General features: G+C 65.4%; 14 protein-coding genes. 11 read left to right on the top strand and 3 right to left on the bottom strand.

Annotation, left to right across the window (positions count from 1 at the left end):
* Positions 1-10: 10 nt before the first annotated feature.
* The 3 genes from MRBLMD1_RS05190 to rsmD are packed head-to-tail and all read left to right on the top strand — an operon-like array spanning position 11 to position 3,944.
* Positions 11-997, top strand: coding sequence for a DAK2 domain-containing protein (locus MRBLMD1_RS05190; protein WP_159635397.1), 987 nt, complete (start codon positions 11-13; stop codon positions 995-997).
* Positions 987-3,257 carry an ATP-dependent DNA helicase RecG gene (locus MRBLMD1_RS05195; protein WP_364397914.1) on the top strand — a complete coding sequence of 757 codons (2,271 nt, stop codon included), beginning with the start codon at positions 987-989 and terminating at the stop codon, positions 3,255-3,257. Before MRBLMD1_RS05190 ends, MRBLMD1_RS05195 begins: the two co-directional genes overlap by 11 nt.
* Before the next feature lie 42 nt (positions 3,258-3,299).
* Positions 3,300-3,944: a 16S rRNA (guanine(966)-N(2))-methyltransferase RsmD gene (rsmD, locus tag MRBLMD1_RS05200; protein WP_275181311.1), complete on the top strand. Its 645-nt coding sequence runs from the start codon at positions 3,300-3,302 to the stop codon at positions 3,942-3,944.
* On the opposite strand, the gene MRBLMD1_RS05205 is transcribed toward rsmD, so the two are convergent.
* Both MRBLMD1_RS05205 and MRBLMD1_RS05210 read right to left on the bottom strand, forming a co-directional pair.
* Positions 3,941-4,729 (bottom strand): spermidine synthase, encoded by a 789-nt coding sequence (locus tag MRBLMD1_RS05205; RefSeq protein ID WP_364397916.1) that lies wholly within the window; start codon positions 4,727-4,729, stop codon positions 3,941-3,943. The two genes, rsmD and MRBLMD1_RS05205, sit on opposite strands and share 4 nt — an antisense overlap.
* The gene (locus MRBLMD1_RS05210; protein WP_364397918.1) at positions 4,729-5,958 is read right to left on the bottom strand and encodes an aminotransferase class I/II-fold pyridoxal phosphate-dependent enzyme; all 1,230 of its coding nucleotides are present in this window, start codon (positions 5,956-5,958) and stop codon (positions 4,729-4,731) included. Before MRBLMD1_RS05210 ends, MRBLMD1_RS05205 begins: the two co-directional genes overlap by 1 nt.
* Positions 5,959-6,001: 43 nt before the next feature.
* On the opposite strand from MRBLMD1_RS05210, the gene coaD reads away from it, so the two are divergent.
* The 8 genes from coaD (at position 6,002) to MRBLMD1_RS05250 (ending at position 12,189) form a co-directional block, all read left to right on the top strand.
* The gene (coaD, locus tag MRBLMD1_RS05215; protein WP_159631722.1) at positions 6,002-6,502 is read left to right on the top strand and encodes a pantetheine-phosphate adenylyltransferase; all 501 of its coding nucleotides are present in this window, start codon (positions 6,002-6,004) and stop codon (positions 6,500-6,502) included.
* A gap of 122 nt (positions 6,503-6,624) precedes the next feature.
* Positions 6,625-7,149, top strand: coding sequence for a YceD family protein (locus MRBLMD1_RS05220; RefSeq protein ID WP_275181314.1), 525 nt, complete (start codon positions 6,625-6,627; stop codon positions 7,147-7,149).
* A 36-nt stretch (positions 7,150-7,185) separates the two neighbouring features.
* Positions 7,186-7,389, top strand: a complete 204-nt coding sequence (gene rpmF, locus MRBLMD1_RS05225; RefSeq protein WP_009356569.1) for a 50S ribosomal protein L32 — start codon at positions 7,186-7,188, stop codon at positions 7,387-7,389.
* Positions 7,390-7,410: 21 nt separating this feature from the next.
* Positions 7,411-8,139 carry a ribonuclease III gene (gene rnc / locus MRBLMD1_RS05230; protein ID WP_224026410.1) on the top strand — a complete coding sequence of 243 codons (729 nt, stop codon included), beginning with the start codon at positions 7,411-7,413 and terminating at the stop codon, positions 8,137-8,139.
* 6 nt (positions 8,140-8,145) lie between these two features.
* Entirely contained in the window at positions 8,146-9,111 is a 966-nt protein-coding gene (mutM, locus tag MRBLMD1_RS05235) for a bifunctional DNA-formamidopyrimidine glycosylase/DNA-(apurinic or apyrimidinic site) lyase (RefSeq protein WP_364397922.1), read from the top strand.
* Between the two features lie 116 nt (positions 9,112-9,227).
* The gene (locus MRBLMD1_RS05240; RefSeq protein ID WP_364397924.1) at positions 9,228-9,872 is read left to right on the top strand and encodes a hypothetical protein; all 645 of its coding nucleotides are present in this window, start codon (positions 9,228-9,230) and stop codon (positions 9,870-9,872) included.
* A gap of 2 nt (positions 9,873-9,874) precedes the next feature.
* Positions 9,875-11,149: an MFS transporter gene (locus MRBLMD1_RS05245; protein ID WP_364397926.1), complete on the top strand. Its 1,275-nt coding sequence runs from the start codon at positions 9,875-9,877 to the stop codon at positions 11,147-11,149.
* Positions 11,146-12,189 (top strand): TolB family protein, encoded by a 1,044-nt coding sequence (locus MRBLMD1_RS05250; RefSeq protein WP_364397927.1) that lies wholly within the window; start codon positions 11,146-11,148, stop codon positions 12,187-12,189. Before MRBLMD1_RS05245 ends, MRBLMD1_RS05250 begins: the two co-directional genes overlap by 4 nt.
* Before the next feature lie 14 nt (positions 12,190-12,203).
* Here MRBLMD1_RS05250 and MRBLMD1_RS05255 read toward each other — a convergent pair whose 3' ends face one another.
* Positions 12,204-16,961, bottom strand: a complete 4,758-nt coding sequence (locus MRBLMD1_RS05255; protein ID WP_364397929.1) for a DUF4082 domain-containing protein — start codon at positions 16,959-16,961, stop codon at positions 12,204-12,206.
* Positions 16,962-17,297: the final 336 nt, after the last annotated feature.

Genomic DNA, 17,297 nt, shown 5'->3' on the forward strand with positions numbered 1-17,297 from the left:
CGCGCTGGCGATGAAGAGGTGGCTGGGCAAGGCTGAAACTGCCCTGGGAAACCACAGCGACCGGCTCAACGCCATCAACATCTTCCCGGTCGCTGACGGCGATACCGGCACCAACCTCTACCTCACGGTCCGCGCTGCCGCCCGGTCGCTGGTGCTGGACGCGGACCAGCCGGCCCCCGTGGACGTCGGGGAAGTTCTTTCCAAGGCCGGGCAGGCAGCCATGGAGGAGGCCAGGGGAAATTCCGGAACCCTCTTTTCCGTCTTCCTGTGCGCAGCCGCCGAGCCACTGGCCGGGCACACCCGGCTGACGTCCACCCTCCTGTCGGCAGCCCTGAACCGTGCCCAGATCCGCGCCTGGTCTGCGCTGAGTGATCCCGTTCCGGGAACCATGCTTTCGGTGATGGAGGCGGCAGCCCGTGCGGCTGGGGCCGTCGACGCCGGCCAGGACGGCGATGACAGCAACCACGCCCTGGGCCTGGCGCTGGACGCAGCCGTGGAGGGAGCCCTGGCTGCCGTGATCCACACCGAGGAGCAGCTTGATGCACTCCAGTCTGCCCGGGTGGTGGATGCCGGCGGCGTGGGGATGCTGTTGATCCTCGACTGCCTCCGCTCAGCCGTCATGGGGCAGGAACTGCAGGGCGAGCTCCTGGACGGCCTGCACGGCTACGATGTCTCCGATCCCCACATCCACACCTCCATGCCGGACGACGACGGCGTGGAAGTCATGTGCACCATCAGCCTTTCGCCCTTGAACGCAGCAACCCTCCGGCAGCGGCTGGACGAGATTGGCGAGTCCGTGATCATGAGCCAGGTTGGCAACGGGCCGGACGCGGAAGGGAACTACAGGTGGCGGGTCCACGTGCACGTGCCGGACGCTGCTCCGGCTGCAGCAATCATCCGGTCCCTGGGCGAGCCCTCCCAGATCACCATCAGCGAACTGGCGCTGCCCAGGGATCCTGATGCGGATGCGGTGAACACCGGCGGGCATGAACGCTGAGCTGGAACTGGCCCTGGAGCGGCGGATCGGGAAGCGTTCGGCGGCAGTCATTGAGAAACATCTCGGCATAACCACCGTGCAGGGCCTCCTCAACTACTTCCCGCGCCGCTACATGAGCCGCGGTGAGCTGACCCCCATCACGGAGCTGCCGCTGGATGAGGACGTCACCCTCATTGCCAGGGTTCTGTCCAGCAGCACCCGGCATATGCAGGCACGCCGCGGGACCATCACCGACGTCATCGTTTCCGATGACGACGGGCAGCAGGGGCTTCGTCTGGTGGGTGGCCGCGATTACACCGGAAAAGTTCCGGGGACCCTCAAAATCAGCTTCTTCAACGGGTTCAAGGCGAAAAACGAACTCCTGCAGGGACGCCGCGCCCTGTTTTCGGGCAGGGTTACCAGCTTCAAAGGGAAGCTTGGGCTCACCAACCCGGACTTCCAGCTCCTGGACGAGGATCCGTTCAGCGATGGGGGCCAGGACCCTGAAAAGCTTGCGGCCATGCCCATTCCGGTCTATCCGGCCACGGCCAAGCTGCCCAGCTGGAAGATCCAGAAGGTGATCGCCACGCTGCTTGAGACCTCGGACCTGGGCGCGGTGCCGGACCCGGTGCCCCCGCTGGTCGCGGCCAGGGAAAACTTCCTGCCCGTGGCCGACGCCTACCGACTCATCCACGTGCCTGAAACCGCCGCCGACTGGAAGCGTGCCCGCGACCGGTTCCGTTACCAGGAAGCCCTGGTGCTGCAGTCAGCGCTTGCCCGGCGCCGGGCCCAGCTCGCCGCGGAGGAAGCCACCGCCCGGCGCCCTGTCGGCGAAGGCATCCTGGCTGCCTTCGACCAGGCGCTGCCCTTTACCCTCACGGCCGGCCAGGCCGCCGTCGGCAGGACCCTCGCCGGGGAGCTGGCGCAGGACACGCCGATGAACCGGCTGCTCCAGGGCGAAGTGGGCTCCGGAAAGACCGTCGTGGCGTTGCGGGCCATGCTCCAGGTGGTGGACGCCGGCGGCCAGGCCGCGCTCCTGGCCCCCACCGAAGTGCTCGCAGCCCAGCATTACGACTCCATCCGCCGCACGCTGGGTCCGCTGTCCAGCGACGGACTCCTGGGCGGCCTGGCCGGAGGCAACGGGCCGTCCGTCCAGGTCACCCTGTTGACCGGGTCCATGCCCACGGCGGCACGGAAGCAAGCCATGCTGGATGCGGCCTCAGGGACGGCCGGGATCATCATCGGCACCCACGCGCTCCTCAGCGACAACGTCTCGTTCTACGACCTGGGCCTGATCGTGGTGGACGAGCAGCACCGCTTCGGAGTGGAACAGCGCGATGCCCTGCGGGCCAAGGCCCGGAAGCCGCCGCATCTGCTGGTCATGACCGCCACCCCTATTCCGCGCACCGTGGCAATGACCGTGTTCGGTGACCTCGAAACCTCCACCCTCGATGAACTGCCCAAGGGCAGGGCCCCCATCACCACCCATCTCGTGGGCCTCGCCGAGAACCCCGCCTGGGCGGGACGGATCTGGGCGCGCGCCCGGGAGGAGATCGACGCCGGCCACCAGGTGTACGTGGTCTGTCCCAAGATCGGAACGGACGACGACGGCGACTTCAGCCCCGGGGAGGCCGCACCACCGGGGGTGGAGGCGGAGGAGGCCAGGGAACTGGCGTCCGTCACCGCCGTCGTGGACCACCTGCTGGCTGAGCCCTCACTGGCGGGGGTTCCGCTGGCGCCCCTTCACGGGCGCCAGGACCCCGAGGTGAAAACGGACACCATGGCCGGGTTCACCGCCAACCGCATCAAACTGCTCGTCTCCACCACCGTGATCGAGGTGGGGGTGGATGTGCACAACGCCACCCTGATGGTGATCCTGGACGCCGACAGGTTCGGGATCTCCCAGCTGCACCAGCTTCGCGGGCGGGTGGGCCGCGGCGGGCTGCCCGGAACCTGCCTGTTGGTCACCGCCCTTGAACCCGGCCACCCCAGTCGGAGGCGGCTGGAGGCCGTGGCTGCAACCACTGACGGGTTCGTCCTGTCGCAGGAAGACCTCAAGCTGCGGCGCGAGGGCGATATCCTTGGTGCTTCCCAGTCCGGCGGCCGGTCCACCCTGAAGCTGCTGCGGGTCCTCGAACACGAAGACGTAATAGCCCGGGCCAGGGACGACGCCCAGGCAATCGTCGGCGGTGACCCGCTGCTGGCCGGCCACCCCGGCCTCGCCGATGCCATTGAGCAGTACCTCAACCCCGAGAAGGAGGCGTTCCTTGAACGCGGTTAGCAACGAGGGCGCACCGGGCGCCGCCGGATCGCGGTGGGCGCCGTGACGCGGATCATCTCCGGGGCCGCCGGCGGCACACCGCTGGCAGCTGTTCCAGGATCGTTGACCCGGCCTACGACGGACCGGGTCAAGGAAGCGCTCTTCTCCCGCCTCGATGCCTTCGACGTGATCGCCGGCGCCCGGGTGCTGGATCTTTATGCCGGTTCCGGTGCCCTGGGCGTGGAAAGCGGCAGCAGGGGAGCGCGGGCGGTGGACCTGGTCGAGTCGGACGCCAAGGCCAGCGCCGTGTGCCAGCGCAACGCTGACCTCATCAATGGAGTGCTGGGCCAGAAAACCGTAACCGTCCACCGCTCCAAGGTGGAGCCGTTCCTTGACCGCGCGGCGGCAACGGCTGCCTGGGACCTGGTGTTCCTGGACCCGCCGTATCCGCTGGAGGACGGCACGCTGTCGGCGGTGCTGCAGAAGCTCGCGGTCCACCTGGGCCCCGGAGCCGTGGTGGTGGTGGAACGCTCCTCGCGGTCACCGGAACCGGGCTGGCCCGAGGGGATGACCAGGTTCGCCGAAAAGAAATACGGGGAGACCAGGCTGTGGTTCGCGGAGCCGTTTGTTCCCGACGCCATCGCCCCCGGTGACTTGGCTGACGGTGACCTGGCTGACGCTGACGGGGCTGAGTCCCCGGGCGCCTAGGCCGAGAAAGGGTCCAGGTCCACTCCGGCCAGGACACTTGCGGGGTGGGGGCCCCGCGATGTCAGCTCAGCTGTCCACGATTCCGGCCAGGGGCCCTGGGTCCCCGCAAGGATGATGTTTCCCGGATACCTGCCCTGGAACATGCCGGCCTCGGCAACGGCGCCCACATCGGCCATGGCCCCGCGCATCGCCGCCACCTGGCTCCTGACGAGCGTGAGCGCCGGCTCGTCACCCACATTCACGATCAGGAGCCCTTCCGGGCCCAGGCGCTCCCCGGCCTCGCGGTAAAAACCGCTGTTGGCGATGTGCGCCGGTGCCTCCGGGCCGGAGAAGATGTCCAGGATCACGACGTCGAACGTGAGGCGCGGGTCAAGCGCACCGAGTGCTTCGCGGGCATCGCCGATGACGGTGGTCAGGTTTGTCCCCTCGGGCATCGGAAGGTGCCGCAGGACAAAGTCCAGCAGTTCACGTTCCAGCTCCACCGCGTACTGGGTCGAGCCCGGACGGGTCGCCTGGATGTACCGCGCCAGCGTCAGAGCCCCTGCCCCCAGGTGGAGCGCCCTGATCGGTTCCCCGGCCGGTGCCGCCAGATCCACCAGGTGCCCGATCCGGCGCAGGTACTCGTAGAAGATGTCTTCCGGCCGGTCAAGGTTGACGTGTGACTGTTCGGCGCCGCCGATGCGCAGGACGTAACCGCCATCGGTAAAGGCGTCGGGTTCGATCGTGGCGTGCTGGCCGGTGGTCCGCAGGAAGCGGCTGGCGCCACTGCCGCCGCGGCCGGACATCAGAGCCTGCCGCGCAGGGTTGCCAGCCGCTCGGCGGCCTCCTCCAGGACTTCGGTCCTCTTGCAGAAGGCAAAGCGGAGCAGGCTTCGTGTCCGTTCCGCGCCTTCCGGGTGGCAGAAGACCGGAACAGGGATGGCGGCGACCCCCACCAGTGCCGGCAGGCGCCGGGCCAGGTCCAGCGCGTCCGTGATGCCCAGCGGGGCTGTATCCACATTGACGAAGTAGGTTCCCTGCGGAGAAAAGACGTCAAAGCCGGCAGCCCGGAGCCCCGCGCTGAGAATGTCCCGCTTCTGCTCCAAAGCAGAGGCGATGCCGGTGTAGAAGCCATCCGGCAGGGCCAGTCCCCGGGCGATCGCTGCCTGGAAGGGGGTGCCGGAACTGTAGGTGAGGAACTGCTTTACCGTCCGGACCGCCGCGACCAGTTCCCCGGGGCCGCTCAGCCAGCCGATCTTCCAGCCGGTGAGGGAAAACGTCTTGCCGGCGGAGGAAATGGTGATGGTCCGGTCAGCGGCGCCCGGAAGAGTGGCCACGGGGGTATGGCTCACGTCGAAGGTGAGGTGCTCGTACACCTCGTCGGTGATGATCATGCTGCCGTGCCTGGCCGCAAGATCCACCACCCGCTGCAGGATTGCCGGCGGAAAAACGGCTCCCGTGGGATTGTGCGGGTTGTTCAGCAGCACCACCCGCGTCCGTTCGTTGAAGGCTGCCTCCAGCGCCGCCAGGTCCGGCATGAAGTCCGGGGCCGCCAGGGGGACAGTGGTGTGGGTGGCTCCGGAGAGTCCAATCACCGCGCCGTAGGAGTCGTAGAACGGTTCAAACGTGAGGACTTCATCGCCCGGCCCGGCGAACGCCAGCAAGGAGGCGGCGATGCCCTCGGTAGCCCCGGTAGTGATGATGACTTCCGTTGCCGGGTCCGGCGCCAGCCCGTAAAAGCGCTCCTGGTGCGCGGCCACCGCCTCCCGGAGTTCCGGAAGGCCCTTGCCCGGTGCGTACTGGTTGGCACCGGCCGCAATGGCGGCCCGCGCCGCCTCCCTGATTTCCGCCGGCCCGTCCTCATCGGGGAAGCCCTGTCCCAGGTTGATGGCCCCCGTCTGGACGGCCAAGGTGGTCATCTCTTCGAAGATGGTGACTCCGAGTCCGCCGTCCGGCGCCAGGAGGTTTGCTCCGAGCGCGGTGCGCTGCCACGGAGCAGGTGCCAGGGGTGTGGAAAGTTCCCGTGCTCGATGCATCCAGTCATGGTATCCCGGCCTTTCCATGAGGTAGGTTCGGAGCATGAGACGCGCTGTGTGCCCCGGATCCTTCGACCCCATCCACAACGGCCATCTCGAAGTCATTGCACGGGCTGCCGGTCTTTTCGACGAGGTCATTGTGGCCATCTCCACCAACTATGCGAAAAAGTACATGTTCAGCCTGGAAGAGCGGCTGGAGATGGCGCGCGAGACCCTGGCGTCGCTTAAAGGAATCGTGGTGGAACCGGTGGGTGAGGGGCTCCTGGCGGAGTACTGCCGCCAGCGTGGTGTCTCCGCCATTGTCAAAGGACTGCGGTCGTCGTCGGACTTTGACTACGAGCTTCCCATGGCCACCATGAACCGGCAGTTGAGCGGGGTGGAGACGGTCTTCCTCCCGGCAGAGGCCAGCTACGTCCATCTGTCCTCCACCCTGATCAAGGAGGTGGCTGTCCTGGGCGGCAGCGTCTCGGACTATGTGCCCCGGTCGGTGCACCGGCGCATGGTTTCCGGCGAGCCTTCGCCGGATCAGCAGCCAAAGCGGTAGGCTGGATCGGTACTTCGGCGCTGCCCGCTGCCGGTTTGAGTCACCATGGCTCTTCAGGCTAAGATGGTACGTCGGTCATATGTTCAACAGGAGTTCTCATTAACAGAGATGCTGGTTCGCCCTTGGCGTTCGACGTCAAGGACCTCGGGCGCAGCCCGGGAAGCATGCGGACACTGAAGGAACATGTACCCGCACCGGGTGATCTTGGTGTGGCGCTCATTGGTGTTCAGGAAGGCTCGGATGTCGAGCTCGACCTGAGGCTGGAGGCCGTACACGAAGGAATTCTGGTATCAGGAACCGTTATCGCCGAAGTAACCGGCGAGTGCGGCCGATGCCTGGATCCCCTTGCGTATGACCTTGAGGTCAATGTGCAAGAACTTTTCTTCTACGAGGGCACTGAGCTCTCGGATGGAGAAGAAGATGAAGAGCAACGTCGAGTCGAGCACGATGTAATCGATCTTGAACCGGTGTTGCGGGACGCGGTTGTCACCAATCTGCCGTTCCAGCCGGTGTGCCGGGAAGACTGCCAGGGCCTTTGCTCCGAATGTGGAGTTCGCCTGGAAGACGAGCCGGGGCACCACCACGAGGTCCTGGATCCTCGCTGGGCTGCCCTAGCTGATATGGCTAAGCCTGACCGGCAAAATTGATTTGTACGTGTTTGTCTAGAGAGAAATGAGTTAGCCGTGGCTGTTCCCAAGCGGAAAATGTCTCGCTCGAATACCCGCGCCCGCCGCTCGCAGTGGAAGGCGACCGCCCCCCACCTGGTGAAGACCGTTGAGAACGGCCAGGTCACCTACAGCCTGCCGCACCAGGCAAAGGTCGTTACCGACTCTGCTGGCACCGCGCTGTTCCTTGAGTACAAGGGCCGCAAGGTCGCTGACGTCTAATCGGCCCCAACAGGCTGACTGATGTCTTCAACTGAAGAGCTTCTGAAGCGTCTCGGTGTCTCTATTGACGCCGGGACGCTTCGTCTTGCGCTTACCCACCGCTCGTACGCGTACGAGAACGGCGGTATCCCCACCAACGAGCGCCTCGAGTTCCTGGGCGACTCCATCCTGGGCTTTTCCGTCACTGATGCCCTGTACCGGGACAACCCGGACCTGCCCGAAGGCGAACTCGCCAAGCGCCGGTCCGCCGTCGTCAGCACCCGTGCCCTTGCGGGCATCGGACGCAGCCTGGGCATTGGTGAGTACATTTACCTGGGCCAGGGCGAGAAACTTACCCACGGCAAAAACAAGGCATCCATCCTCGCGGACACCATGGAGGCCCTGATCGGGGCAACCTACGTCTCCAACGACATCGAGACCGCGCGGCAGCTGGTCATGCGGCTGATCGGACCGCTGCTGAAGGATGCCGCCGTCCTGGGCGCCGGCACCGACTGGAAGACCAGCATCCAGGAACTCGCGGCCAGCCGGCAGCTGGGCAGCATCCATTACGCAGTGGATGGCTCCGGCCCGGACCATGCCCGCACCTTCACCGCTGTGCTGAACATCGGTGGAACGGCCTACGGCAAGGGCTCCGGGCATTCCAAGAAGGAAGCGGAGCAGGAAGCCGCGGCCGACGCCTGGCGTGTACTTTCGGGCGCCGAGACACGGAGTGCAGCCGGCACGTCCGCGGGCTCCGTGACCGCCACGTAGTGTTCCATGCCTGAACTGCCCGAGGTCGAAGTGGTGCGCCGCGGCCTGGTGAGCTGGGTCCGCGGCCGGACCATCAATGCTGTCGACGTCCTGGATCCGCGCTCCGTCCGGCGCCATGCCCTTGGGCCCGGGGACTTTGCCGGCAACCTCGAGGGTGCAACGGTGTCCGACGTCGTGCGCCGCGGCAAGTTCCTCTGGATGCCGCTGACGGACGGCCTCGCTGCACCGGAAAATCCTGGGACCGCACCGGTACCGGAAGTCGCGCTCATGGCACATCTGGGGATGAGCGGGCAACTCCTGATGCAGGATCCGGACGTCCCCGATGAAAAGCACCTCAAGGTCCGCCTCCGCCTGAGTCCACGGGAGGGCATGCCGGACCAGCTGCGGTTCGTGGACCAGCGGATCTTCGGCGGCCTGTTCGTTACCGCTTTAGTACCCACGGACGACGACGGCCCCGGCGGCCTGGCAGAGTCCCCCCTTCCGCTGATCGCCGCGGAAGCTGCCCACATCGCGCGCGACCCCCTGGACCCGTCCTTTTCCTTCGACCTCTTCTACCAACGCCTCCGCAAGCGCAAAACGGGCTTGAAGCGGGCACTGTTGGACCAGGGGCTGGTGTCCGGCATTGGCAACATCTACGCCGACGAAGCCCTGTGGCGGGCCCGCCTGCATTTCGCCCGGCCCACCGACACCCTTCGCCGCAGCGAGGCGCGGCGCGTCCTGGACAGCGCCCGGGAGGTGATGCTCGATGCCCTCGCCGCAGGAGGAACCAGCTTCGACTCGCTGTACGTCAACGTCAACGGCGCCTCAGGCTACTTTAACCGGTCCCTCAACGCCTATGGCCGCCAGGGCGAGCCGTGCAAGCGGTGTGCCGCAGCGGGGATCAACGCGATCATTCGGCGGGACCAGTTCATGAACCGGTCGTCCCACACCTGCCCGGTCTGCCAGCCACGGCCACGCAACGGCCGCTGGTAACTTGGCCTGCCGAAACGGCGGGACTCTGCGGATTCTGCGGTTCCTGAATGTGGAATCCGCTGGAACACTGGGGTGATGAAGCCCGCGGTTCCATTCACCAGCACAAGGTGGCCCTCATGACGGTCCTGAAACGTTTGTGTCTTACAGGGGCGGGTGCAGCCGTCGCGCTGGCCGGCGTTGCCCTGGTGCTGAACCAGGCCACGGCTGAACCCCTGAAGACGTCGGCAGTAATGCTGGCGTCCACGGAAACCGGAGGTGTTACCGCGCTCAGCCAGCCGCAGGCGTCCCTGCCTGCTGCATCCGGTTCCGGGCAAGGGAAACGGCCGCTGGAAGTTCTGCCACCCGTCCAGGCCCCGCCGCGCGCCCTTCCGCTGCCCGCCGCTCCGGCCCCGCTGGTGCGGGCCCCGCTTCCGGCGGCGGCGTCGGCGAGGAATTCGTTAGTCCGGGGCTTTCCGTCCAACATTGTTTCCTTTCCGGACAGGACCGTGCCGGTCTTCACCGCCGTAAGTCCGGGGGAGGGTGCCGTGGAGTTCACAGCGGAAGGCATCACTCCGTTGACTATCGACCAGGCCCTTGCCCACTTCCAACAGAGCCTGTTCAAGACTGGATTCCGAAGCGAAGCTGCCCAGGCCGGCCAGGGCGGGGCTGCCATAAATCTTGTCCGGGGCAAGGACCAGATAACTGTTTCCGCCACAAGCACGGGAACCGGCGCCACCCGCTTCAGCCTGCTCGGAAGATTCCACACCAGTGCGGGTAAGTAAGCATGTATATTTCCGTCTCTGACCGTAACGGCGGCCAAGGCGGGACAGAACAGGCACGCACTGCTGTTCCCTTCAGGTTCGCCCCGACCATCGTGTGGCTCGGTATCGTCAGCCTGTTTACCGACGTCTCCTCGGAGTCAGTGGCGGCGGTTCTTCCCCTGTACCTCACAGGTTACCTGGGCCTCTCGGTGATCGCGTTCGGTGTCCTGGACGGTATCAACCAGGGCGCGGGTTCCCTGGTCCGGATGGCGGCCGGATGGTATTCGGACCGCGCCGGCCGGCCCAAATATGTTGCACTGGCCGGTTACGGCCTGTCCGCCATGGCGAGGTTGGCATTGCTTTTTGCCGGGGGATTCTGGAGCCTCACCGGCACTATCACCGCGGACAGGATCGGCAAGGGAATCAGGACCGCGCCGCGGGACGCCCTGATCACAGTCAACGCGCAGCCTGAGCACCTTGCACGGCATTTCGGCGTCCACCGCATGCTCGACACAGTCGGCGCGGCGCTCGGTCCCCTGCTTGCCGCCGGCATCCTGCTTCTCATACCGTCCGGATATTCCACCGTCTTTGTGGTTTCCCTGGCCTTTGCCGTGATTGGTGTGGCGGCACTGGCGCTATTTGTCCCGGACCTGCCGACCCTAAAAGTGCGCACCGCGTTCGGAAGCAAAAAGGCGGGTCCTGCACCCATCATCCGGTGGAGGACGCTGCACCGCAGCGGACTCGGCCGCCTCCTGATCACCGCGGGACTTTTTGGCCTGCTAACGGTCGGTGACGGATTCATCTACCTGGCACTCCAGGACCGCAATGCCTTCGAACTGCAATGGTTTCCCATGCTGTACGTGGGCACGAACGCCGTCTTCCTGGCGCTGGCCATCCCGCTCGGGAGGCTCGCCGACCGCTGGGGACGGACCAAGGTGTTCGTCGCCGGCCACCTTGCCCTGTTGGCCTGCTACCTGCTGGCTGCCCTCCCTTTCACGGGCGCAGGAGCAGTTGCAGGGTGCCTGGTCCTCCTCGGCATCTTTTACGCGGCGACTGACGGGGTCCTGACTGCATTGGCAAGCCAACTGGTTTCTCCGGAGCGTCTGGCCACAGGAATAGGTGCAGCCCAGACGGTTGTGGCGGTGAGCCGGTTGGTTGCTTCGGCCGGATTCGGTGTCCTGTGGTTCGCGGTGGGGCCCACCGCAGCGCTGATCCTCGTGGGTTGCCTGCTGGCCCTCGCAATGCTGGCCTCGCCGCTGCTCCTTGGCCGCGCCAAAGCAGCTAAGGTGCATGCATGATCCTTCGTGCCAGGCCCACCGGTGACAAAGGCCGGTGGGCCGTAATGCTGCTTGTCGCTGCCATGGCCCTTGCGGGAGCCGGTTTCTTCGCCTTCCAAGCCGTCCAGCGTTTCCAGGAAAGCCAGGCGGCGGCCTCCGAATCCGACGTCTCCGCGGGAGGGTCTCCGTTGCCCGCGGAACCGTTCGTCCTCTTCCGCAACACGGCCTCGGGCCAGGCCTACGGTCAGGCCGCCACGGTTTCCTTGTCCGATCCGGCCGGCGCCCGTGCGGTCAGCGGCGTGGACTGCGACCGGACCTATGGAACCAGGAACGCAGTCATCTGCCTGCGCACCCAGCGGGGCCTCGTTACCCGTTTTGAGGCTTCCCTGTACGACAGGAATTGGCAGCAACAACGCAGTTGGGCGCTGCGCGGCATACCCAGCCGGGCCAGGATTGACAGCACGGGAAACTCGGTCGCCACCACAGTCTTCGTCACAGGCCATTCCTACGCCGGCGCAGGTTTTTCAACCGAAACTTCGATCACCCCGCTCGGGGCCGGCAGTGAATCGGGCAGCCTGGAGGAGTTTGCCCTGGTGGTGAACGGAGAAAAGGTCATGGCCAACGACCGCAACATCTGGGGGGTGACGTTCGTCCCCGGCCAACCGGATGCCTTTTATGCCACGGCTGCATCCAGCGGCCGGATCTGGTTGGTCAAGGGCAGCGTTTCGGAACGCACCCTCACTGCTGTCTACGACGGAGCGGAGTGCCCCTCCATCTCTCCGGACGGAACACGCGTGGCCTACAAGAAGAATGCCGCCGGCCCGCTCGATCCCCACTGGAATATCGCTGTCCTTGACCTGGCCAGCGGCAGGGAGACCGTTCTTCGGGAGACAGCGAGTGTTGATGACCAGGTGGAGTGGCTCGACAACGCCACCCTGCTTTATGGACTTCCGCGGTCCGATGAGGCGGGCGACAGCGATATCTGGCAGATCGGCGTGGACCCGGCCGCCAATCCTGTGCTGTTCATCGAACATGCGTGGTCACCCTCCGTTGTCCGCTGATTCGCGGCGGACGTTCAGGCCGGATCCGGCGCGAAGACAACGTCGACAAAGTAGTTGGTGCCGGACGATGTCCGGTTGGGCACAGCCGTTCCCGTCCCATACCTGAAGAGACCGTTTTTTGCGGCTGGAGCCACGAGCACCCCGCTGGTCCAGTCTTTGGTAAAGAAGTTGCTGGTGTACGAGTACTTGCCCGCTGGGGCGTTGTAGGACACCACATACGTGGACCCCACCGTGAGCCTGACGGCCGTTGAGAGGACGGCTGTCTGCCATCCGCTCGCTGTCTCGTTCGCGTAGGTCACCCCCGCCACCTTGACGCCGGACGGGTCCCACAGGGCGCCCGTATGGACTCCGGTATTGTTTGGCCCCTTGTAAAAGCGCAAGGCAGTAACAGTCCCGGGCGCCGTGGTCCGGAACGCAGTACCCAGATCGATGGCCCGGGTCTCCGTAGACGTCGCAACCTGCGGCTGCATGCTGGAGAAGAGCGTCTGGCTGGGTGGCGGGGGGCTCGCGGTGGTGAACTGCCAGGAGGTGGGCGCGAGGACGGCGCCGCTCGTGGAAACCACGTTACTGGCGCTTGCCGTGATGGCAGCGCCCGCCGGCAGGAGTTGCGCGGGGCTGAAAGTGATGGTCCGCCCGTCGGCCGACAGGGCGGAACTGCCCGTAATGCTGGTTCCTCCGGTGGAAAGCAGCAAGGCCGAGCCCGGCTGTACCGCCGCTGACAACGTCAGTGCGGGTTTGGTGTCCACCGCCACCCCCGTTGCGTTAGCTGCGGGTGAGAGGGAGCTGACCGTCAGCGACGCTGTGGCTGTGCTTGTGAAGACCACGTCCACAAGGTAGCTGTTGCTGGACGAGTTGCCGGGGAAATCACTGCTGTACGAGTATCCGCCCGAGCCCTGCGTGGTGCGCAACGGGCCACTGGTGAAGCCGGTGGAGAACCCGCCCTGGGTGTAGGAGTAGGTGCCGGTGAGGGACTTGTAGGCGGCTATGTATTCAGTGTCTGCGGCTATGGCCACTGGTTGGCTGAAGGTTGCCGTTTGCCACCCGGCGGTGGATTCCCCGGAGAACGTGACGCTGGCCAGTTGCTGCCCTGCCGCGGTGAACAGCGTTCCCGTGTGCGTTCCGGTGTTTCCAGCGGCTTTGTAGAACCTGATTCCGGTGATGTTGCCACTGGCGGAGCTGGCGAACCGCACTCCCAGTGACAGCGGGACACCGTCTTTGACCTCGAGGGTAGTGGGCGTCACCGTGTCCTGGTAGAGCGTGCAGGGGCACGTGCCTTCGACCCGTGGCGGAGGAACCGTGGTGAAGGTCCAGCTGCCGCCGGCGCTGAGCTGCTGCCCTGTGCTGGACGTGGCAGTGACGGTTGCCGTGTAGGTTGAGGACGGGTTCAGGGGAACGGACGGTGTGAAGGTCACCTTTCCGGCCGTGGAGTCGAAAGCCGTGGCCCCTGGCACTCCCGCACCATCAGGCCCGGTAAGGACCAGGGCAACCGTTGAGGCTGTGGCCGGCTTGGAGAACGTCGCCGATACCAGGGTGTTGAGGGGAACACTTGACGAGCCGGGAAGCGGCGTTTGGCCGGTCGCGGTGAACGGCGGATCCGGATATTGGACCACGACGTCCACCAGGTAACTCGTTGTCGAGCGGTTGGCCGGGAAATCGCTGGTGTAGGAGTAGGCTCCGGCGTCGGACACCGCCCGGAGGTTGCCCGACGAGAGGCCGGAACCAAAGCCGTTGACAGTGGCCGAATACGTGCCGGTGGTGCTCTTGTACGCCATGATGTATTCGGTGTTTGCGGTCATTGCCACAGGCTGGTTGAAGTAGGCCGTCTGCCATCCCGAGGTTGACTCATTCGCAAACGTGACCGTCGCCAGGGCGGTGCCCGACCCCGAGAAGAGCGTTCCGGTGTGGGTTCCGGTGTTGCCTGCCGACTTGTAGAAGCGCACGCCGGTCACAGTGCCGTCAGCGGTGCTGGAGAAGCGTATGCCCAGGGTCAGCGGCGTCCCGTCCTTGACCTCCGGGATGCCGGGCTGGACCGAGTCGTCGTAGAAGCTGCATGGGCAGGTGCCGGGGGTCGGTGGAGAGACGACTGTGGTAAACGACCACGTCCCTCCCGCCGTCAGGGTGCCGCCCGTGGAAGCAGTCGCCGAGAGTACGGCGGTGTACGTCGTCGCCAGCGCCAACGGGGAGGACGGCGTAAAGGTCGCCTTGCGGCTCACGGAGTCGTACACCGTTGTTCCGGCCACCTGGGTACCGTTCGCGGCCGTGAGGTTGAGCTGCACGCTGGAGGCCGTCACGGGCTTGGAGAATACAGCGCCCACGGTGGTCGACTGGGGAACGCTTGAGGATCCCGGCAACGGCCACTGTCCCGAAGCCGTCAGGGGGGTGTTGTCCGTGGTGTCGAAGACTGCGTCCACGAAGTAGTTTCCGTTGCCGTACGAGGCGGACGGATACGTATCAGGGCTGCCGTAGACGCCTGCCGCCGGGCTTCCGAATCCTCCCGCCACCGTCATGGGCGGATCGCTGAAGCCGAAGTACGCCCACTGGTAGTCCTTGACCGCGTAATGTCCTTTCGGATCGGTGTAGGAGACGGTGTAGGTCGTCCCTGCGGTGACAGCCACAGGCTGGGTGAAGAGAACCTTTTGCCAGCCGGTTGCGGTCTCGGAAGCGAAAGTAGCGCTGGCAAGCCGCTGTCCGTCAGGGCTCCACAGCGAACCGACATGGGTTCCGGTGTTGGATGTGCTCTTGTAGAAGCGCACGCCGGTAATGAAACCGTCGGTGGTGGGGGTGAACTTCATGCCGAGTTCGTAGGCTCCGCCGTCCTGGCCGTCGTCCACCGCGGGGACTTGCTGCCCGAAGACGGTGTACGGGCCGCTAAGCGAAATACTCCGGGTAGCCGCGGTTCCGGCGTTCGCGCTGTCGTCGATTGCCCGGACCCGGACGCTGGCGGTGGACAGGCCCTTCTGGATGTAGGTGTACGTCCAGTTCTGCTTTCCCTGGGCAGGGTGCCAGGTGTTGCCGCCGTCCGTTGACACCTCGACGCCGGCCACGATGCCCCCGGTGTCGGTGGCGGTTCCGGATACCGTCACGGACGATCCGTGCGCGATGGTGGTGCCGTCTGCGGGGGAGGTGATGGACACCGTCGGTCCTGCTGTGTCGGTGCTGGCGCTCGCAGCCGTCAATGCCGCGTCAAGAGTGGCGGGTTGGGCTCCCATGTCCGCCAGAAGGTTGACCTGCGCCTGCTGCATCCGGGGATCAGGAGCCGCGCCGGGGCCGTCATGTTGCTGGTCGAGCCCCCAGGTCCACTGCACGCTGCCTGCAGAGAACACCAAGGCCCCGCTGGCGGCCTTGTACAGCGTGACGTTATGGGTTGTTGTGCCGGGCTTCACGGTATTGCCGAAGTCCTGCAGGTACTGGTCCACGGCCCCGGTAGTGGTGGAGAGCCTGACCAGTCCTGCCGGCCTGAAACCGTTGTCCAGATCTTCGTCCGATTCGTAGCCCACTGTGTGGGGCGCAAGTTGGGCGGAGCCTCCCACGGGGAGCGACGCAAGGGACGTGTTGCGCCACAGACGGGACTTCCCCTCCGCTGCGCTCACCGTGACCGGCAGGTCCGTGAAGTTGGACATGTACATCGTGCCTGTCAGGCCGTTCTCCGGCCGTCCGCCGCCATTGGCGGGTGCGGCATAGCGGGGATCGCGCCACGTTCCCGTCCATTCAGTGCTCGGGTCGATTTTGGCGTTCGACCAGGTTTCCTTGTAGGAGACCAGGGTGCGGTACGCCGCCCCGTCCGTTTTCGATGGTTCATATCTGGTGCGCCAGTAGGCTTCATTGCCGGACAGGAACTGCATATTCACTCCGGCATCGCGCGCTTTCTCGACATTGGCGCGCTGGGCGCCGGACCAGTACTCGTCGTGGCCCACGGACAGGAACACTTTGTGGTTGAGCAGCAGCGAACCGTTCCGGTCAGTGTCCACGCCGCTGATGTAGGAGACGTCATAGCCGTTCTTTTCGAGGAACCTGACCAGGGGGTACTCATTGCTGAAGTAGAAGTCACGTCCATCGGGACCGCTGCGGGTGGCGACGGGCCGGTTGTAGCTGATCTTGTAGGCGCGCCCGTTGCTGCCGCCTTCATAGAAATCGGAACCGCCGTAGGTGTTGTAGGCCTGCCAGGTCGGGTCGGAGGTCTGGAAGACTACAGGGGCCTGGCTGCTGTCGTTGCGGACGATGAAGGTGATGTGGCTCCGGCCGCCGGTGTCGGGACGGTTGAGGACTGCAAGGTAGATGCCGGAGACGGCTGTGGACGGGACCTGCCACGTGGCGGAGACGGCCCACGTGCCGCAGTCGTAAAGTCCGGTGGCCACGTCCGAAGTACATTGCGGCTGGGCCTGCCGGAGCGCGGAGGGAACCACATCGGCGACCTTCCGGGCACCAAGTCCCTGGTACCACCCCGTCCGGTAGATCGCGATGGTGTAGTTGCTGGCGGTTGTATCGATTTTGAACTGCAGCGGTTGGCCCGCGTTGACGCTGATGTCCGTCGAAAAGCCCTGCAGGGTGCTGTCACCGGCTCCGTCGATGTCCCATTCCGAGGACGGGCTGCCCGGCTTCGAATTCTCGCACGCAATGGGATTGAGCAGCGGCGCGCAAGGGTCCGCGGCGTAGGCGGACTGGAGGACTCCCAGGGGTGCAAATGCGGGAAGCAATGCTGCAAGAAGAGCGAGTACCAACGTGGCAGCTGTCCTTTTCAGGACCAGCCGGTGATGCGCCTTCGATGCGGGCATTGTGAACTCCTGGGTTGAAGCGAAGGTATCGGTGGGACATTGGCGTCCCTTCCGAAAGCCGCTCCCCCCGGGGCAGCCAAACCAAGATATTCAGTTGTCCCTGCGTCAGGACCCAATAACCGGAGCTGTCTGCACTGGCAGTTGGAAGGCGTTGGCGGGAACCGGTCCGAAAGACCTTTTGAGACCACCAACGCCAGCCAGCAGGCTGCCCTGTAAGCGAGAGTCTAGGGGCGGCCGGGACGCGCCTGCAGGAAATGGAAAACCATTTCGGGCAGGTGTGTGGAAATCCACACAGGCCCCTGGGGCCCCGTCGTCACCGGGATATGAGCCCTGCGC

Origin of the sequence: Pseudarthrobacter sp. LMD1-1-1.1, from assembly GCF_040676255.1 — a bacterium.
In the GTDB taxonomy this organism is placed as follows: domain Bacteria; phylum Actinomycetota; class Actinomycetes; order Actinomycetales; family Micrococcaceae; genus Arthrobacter.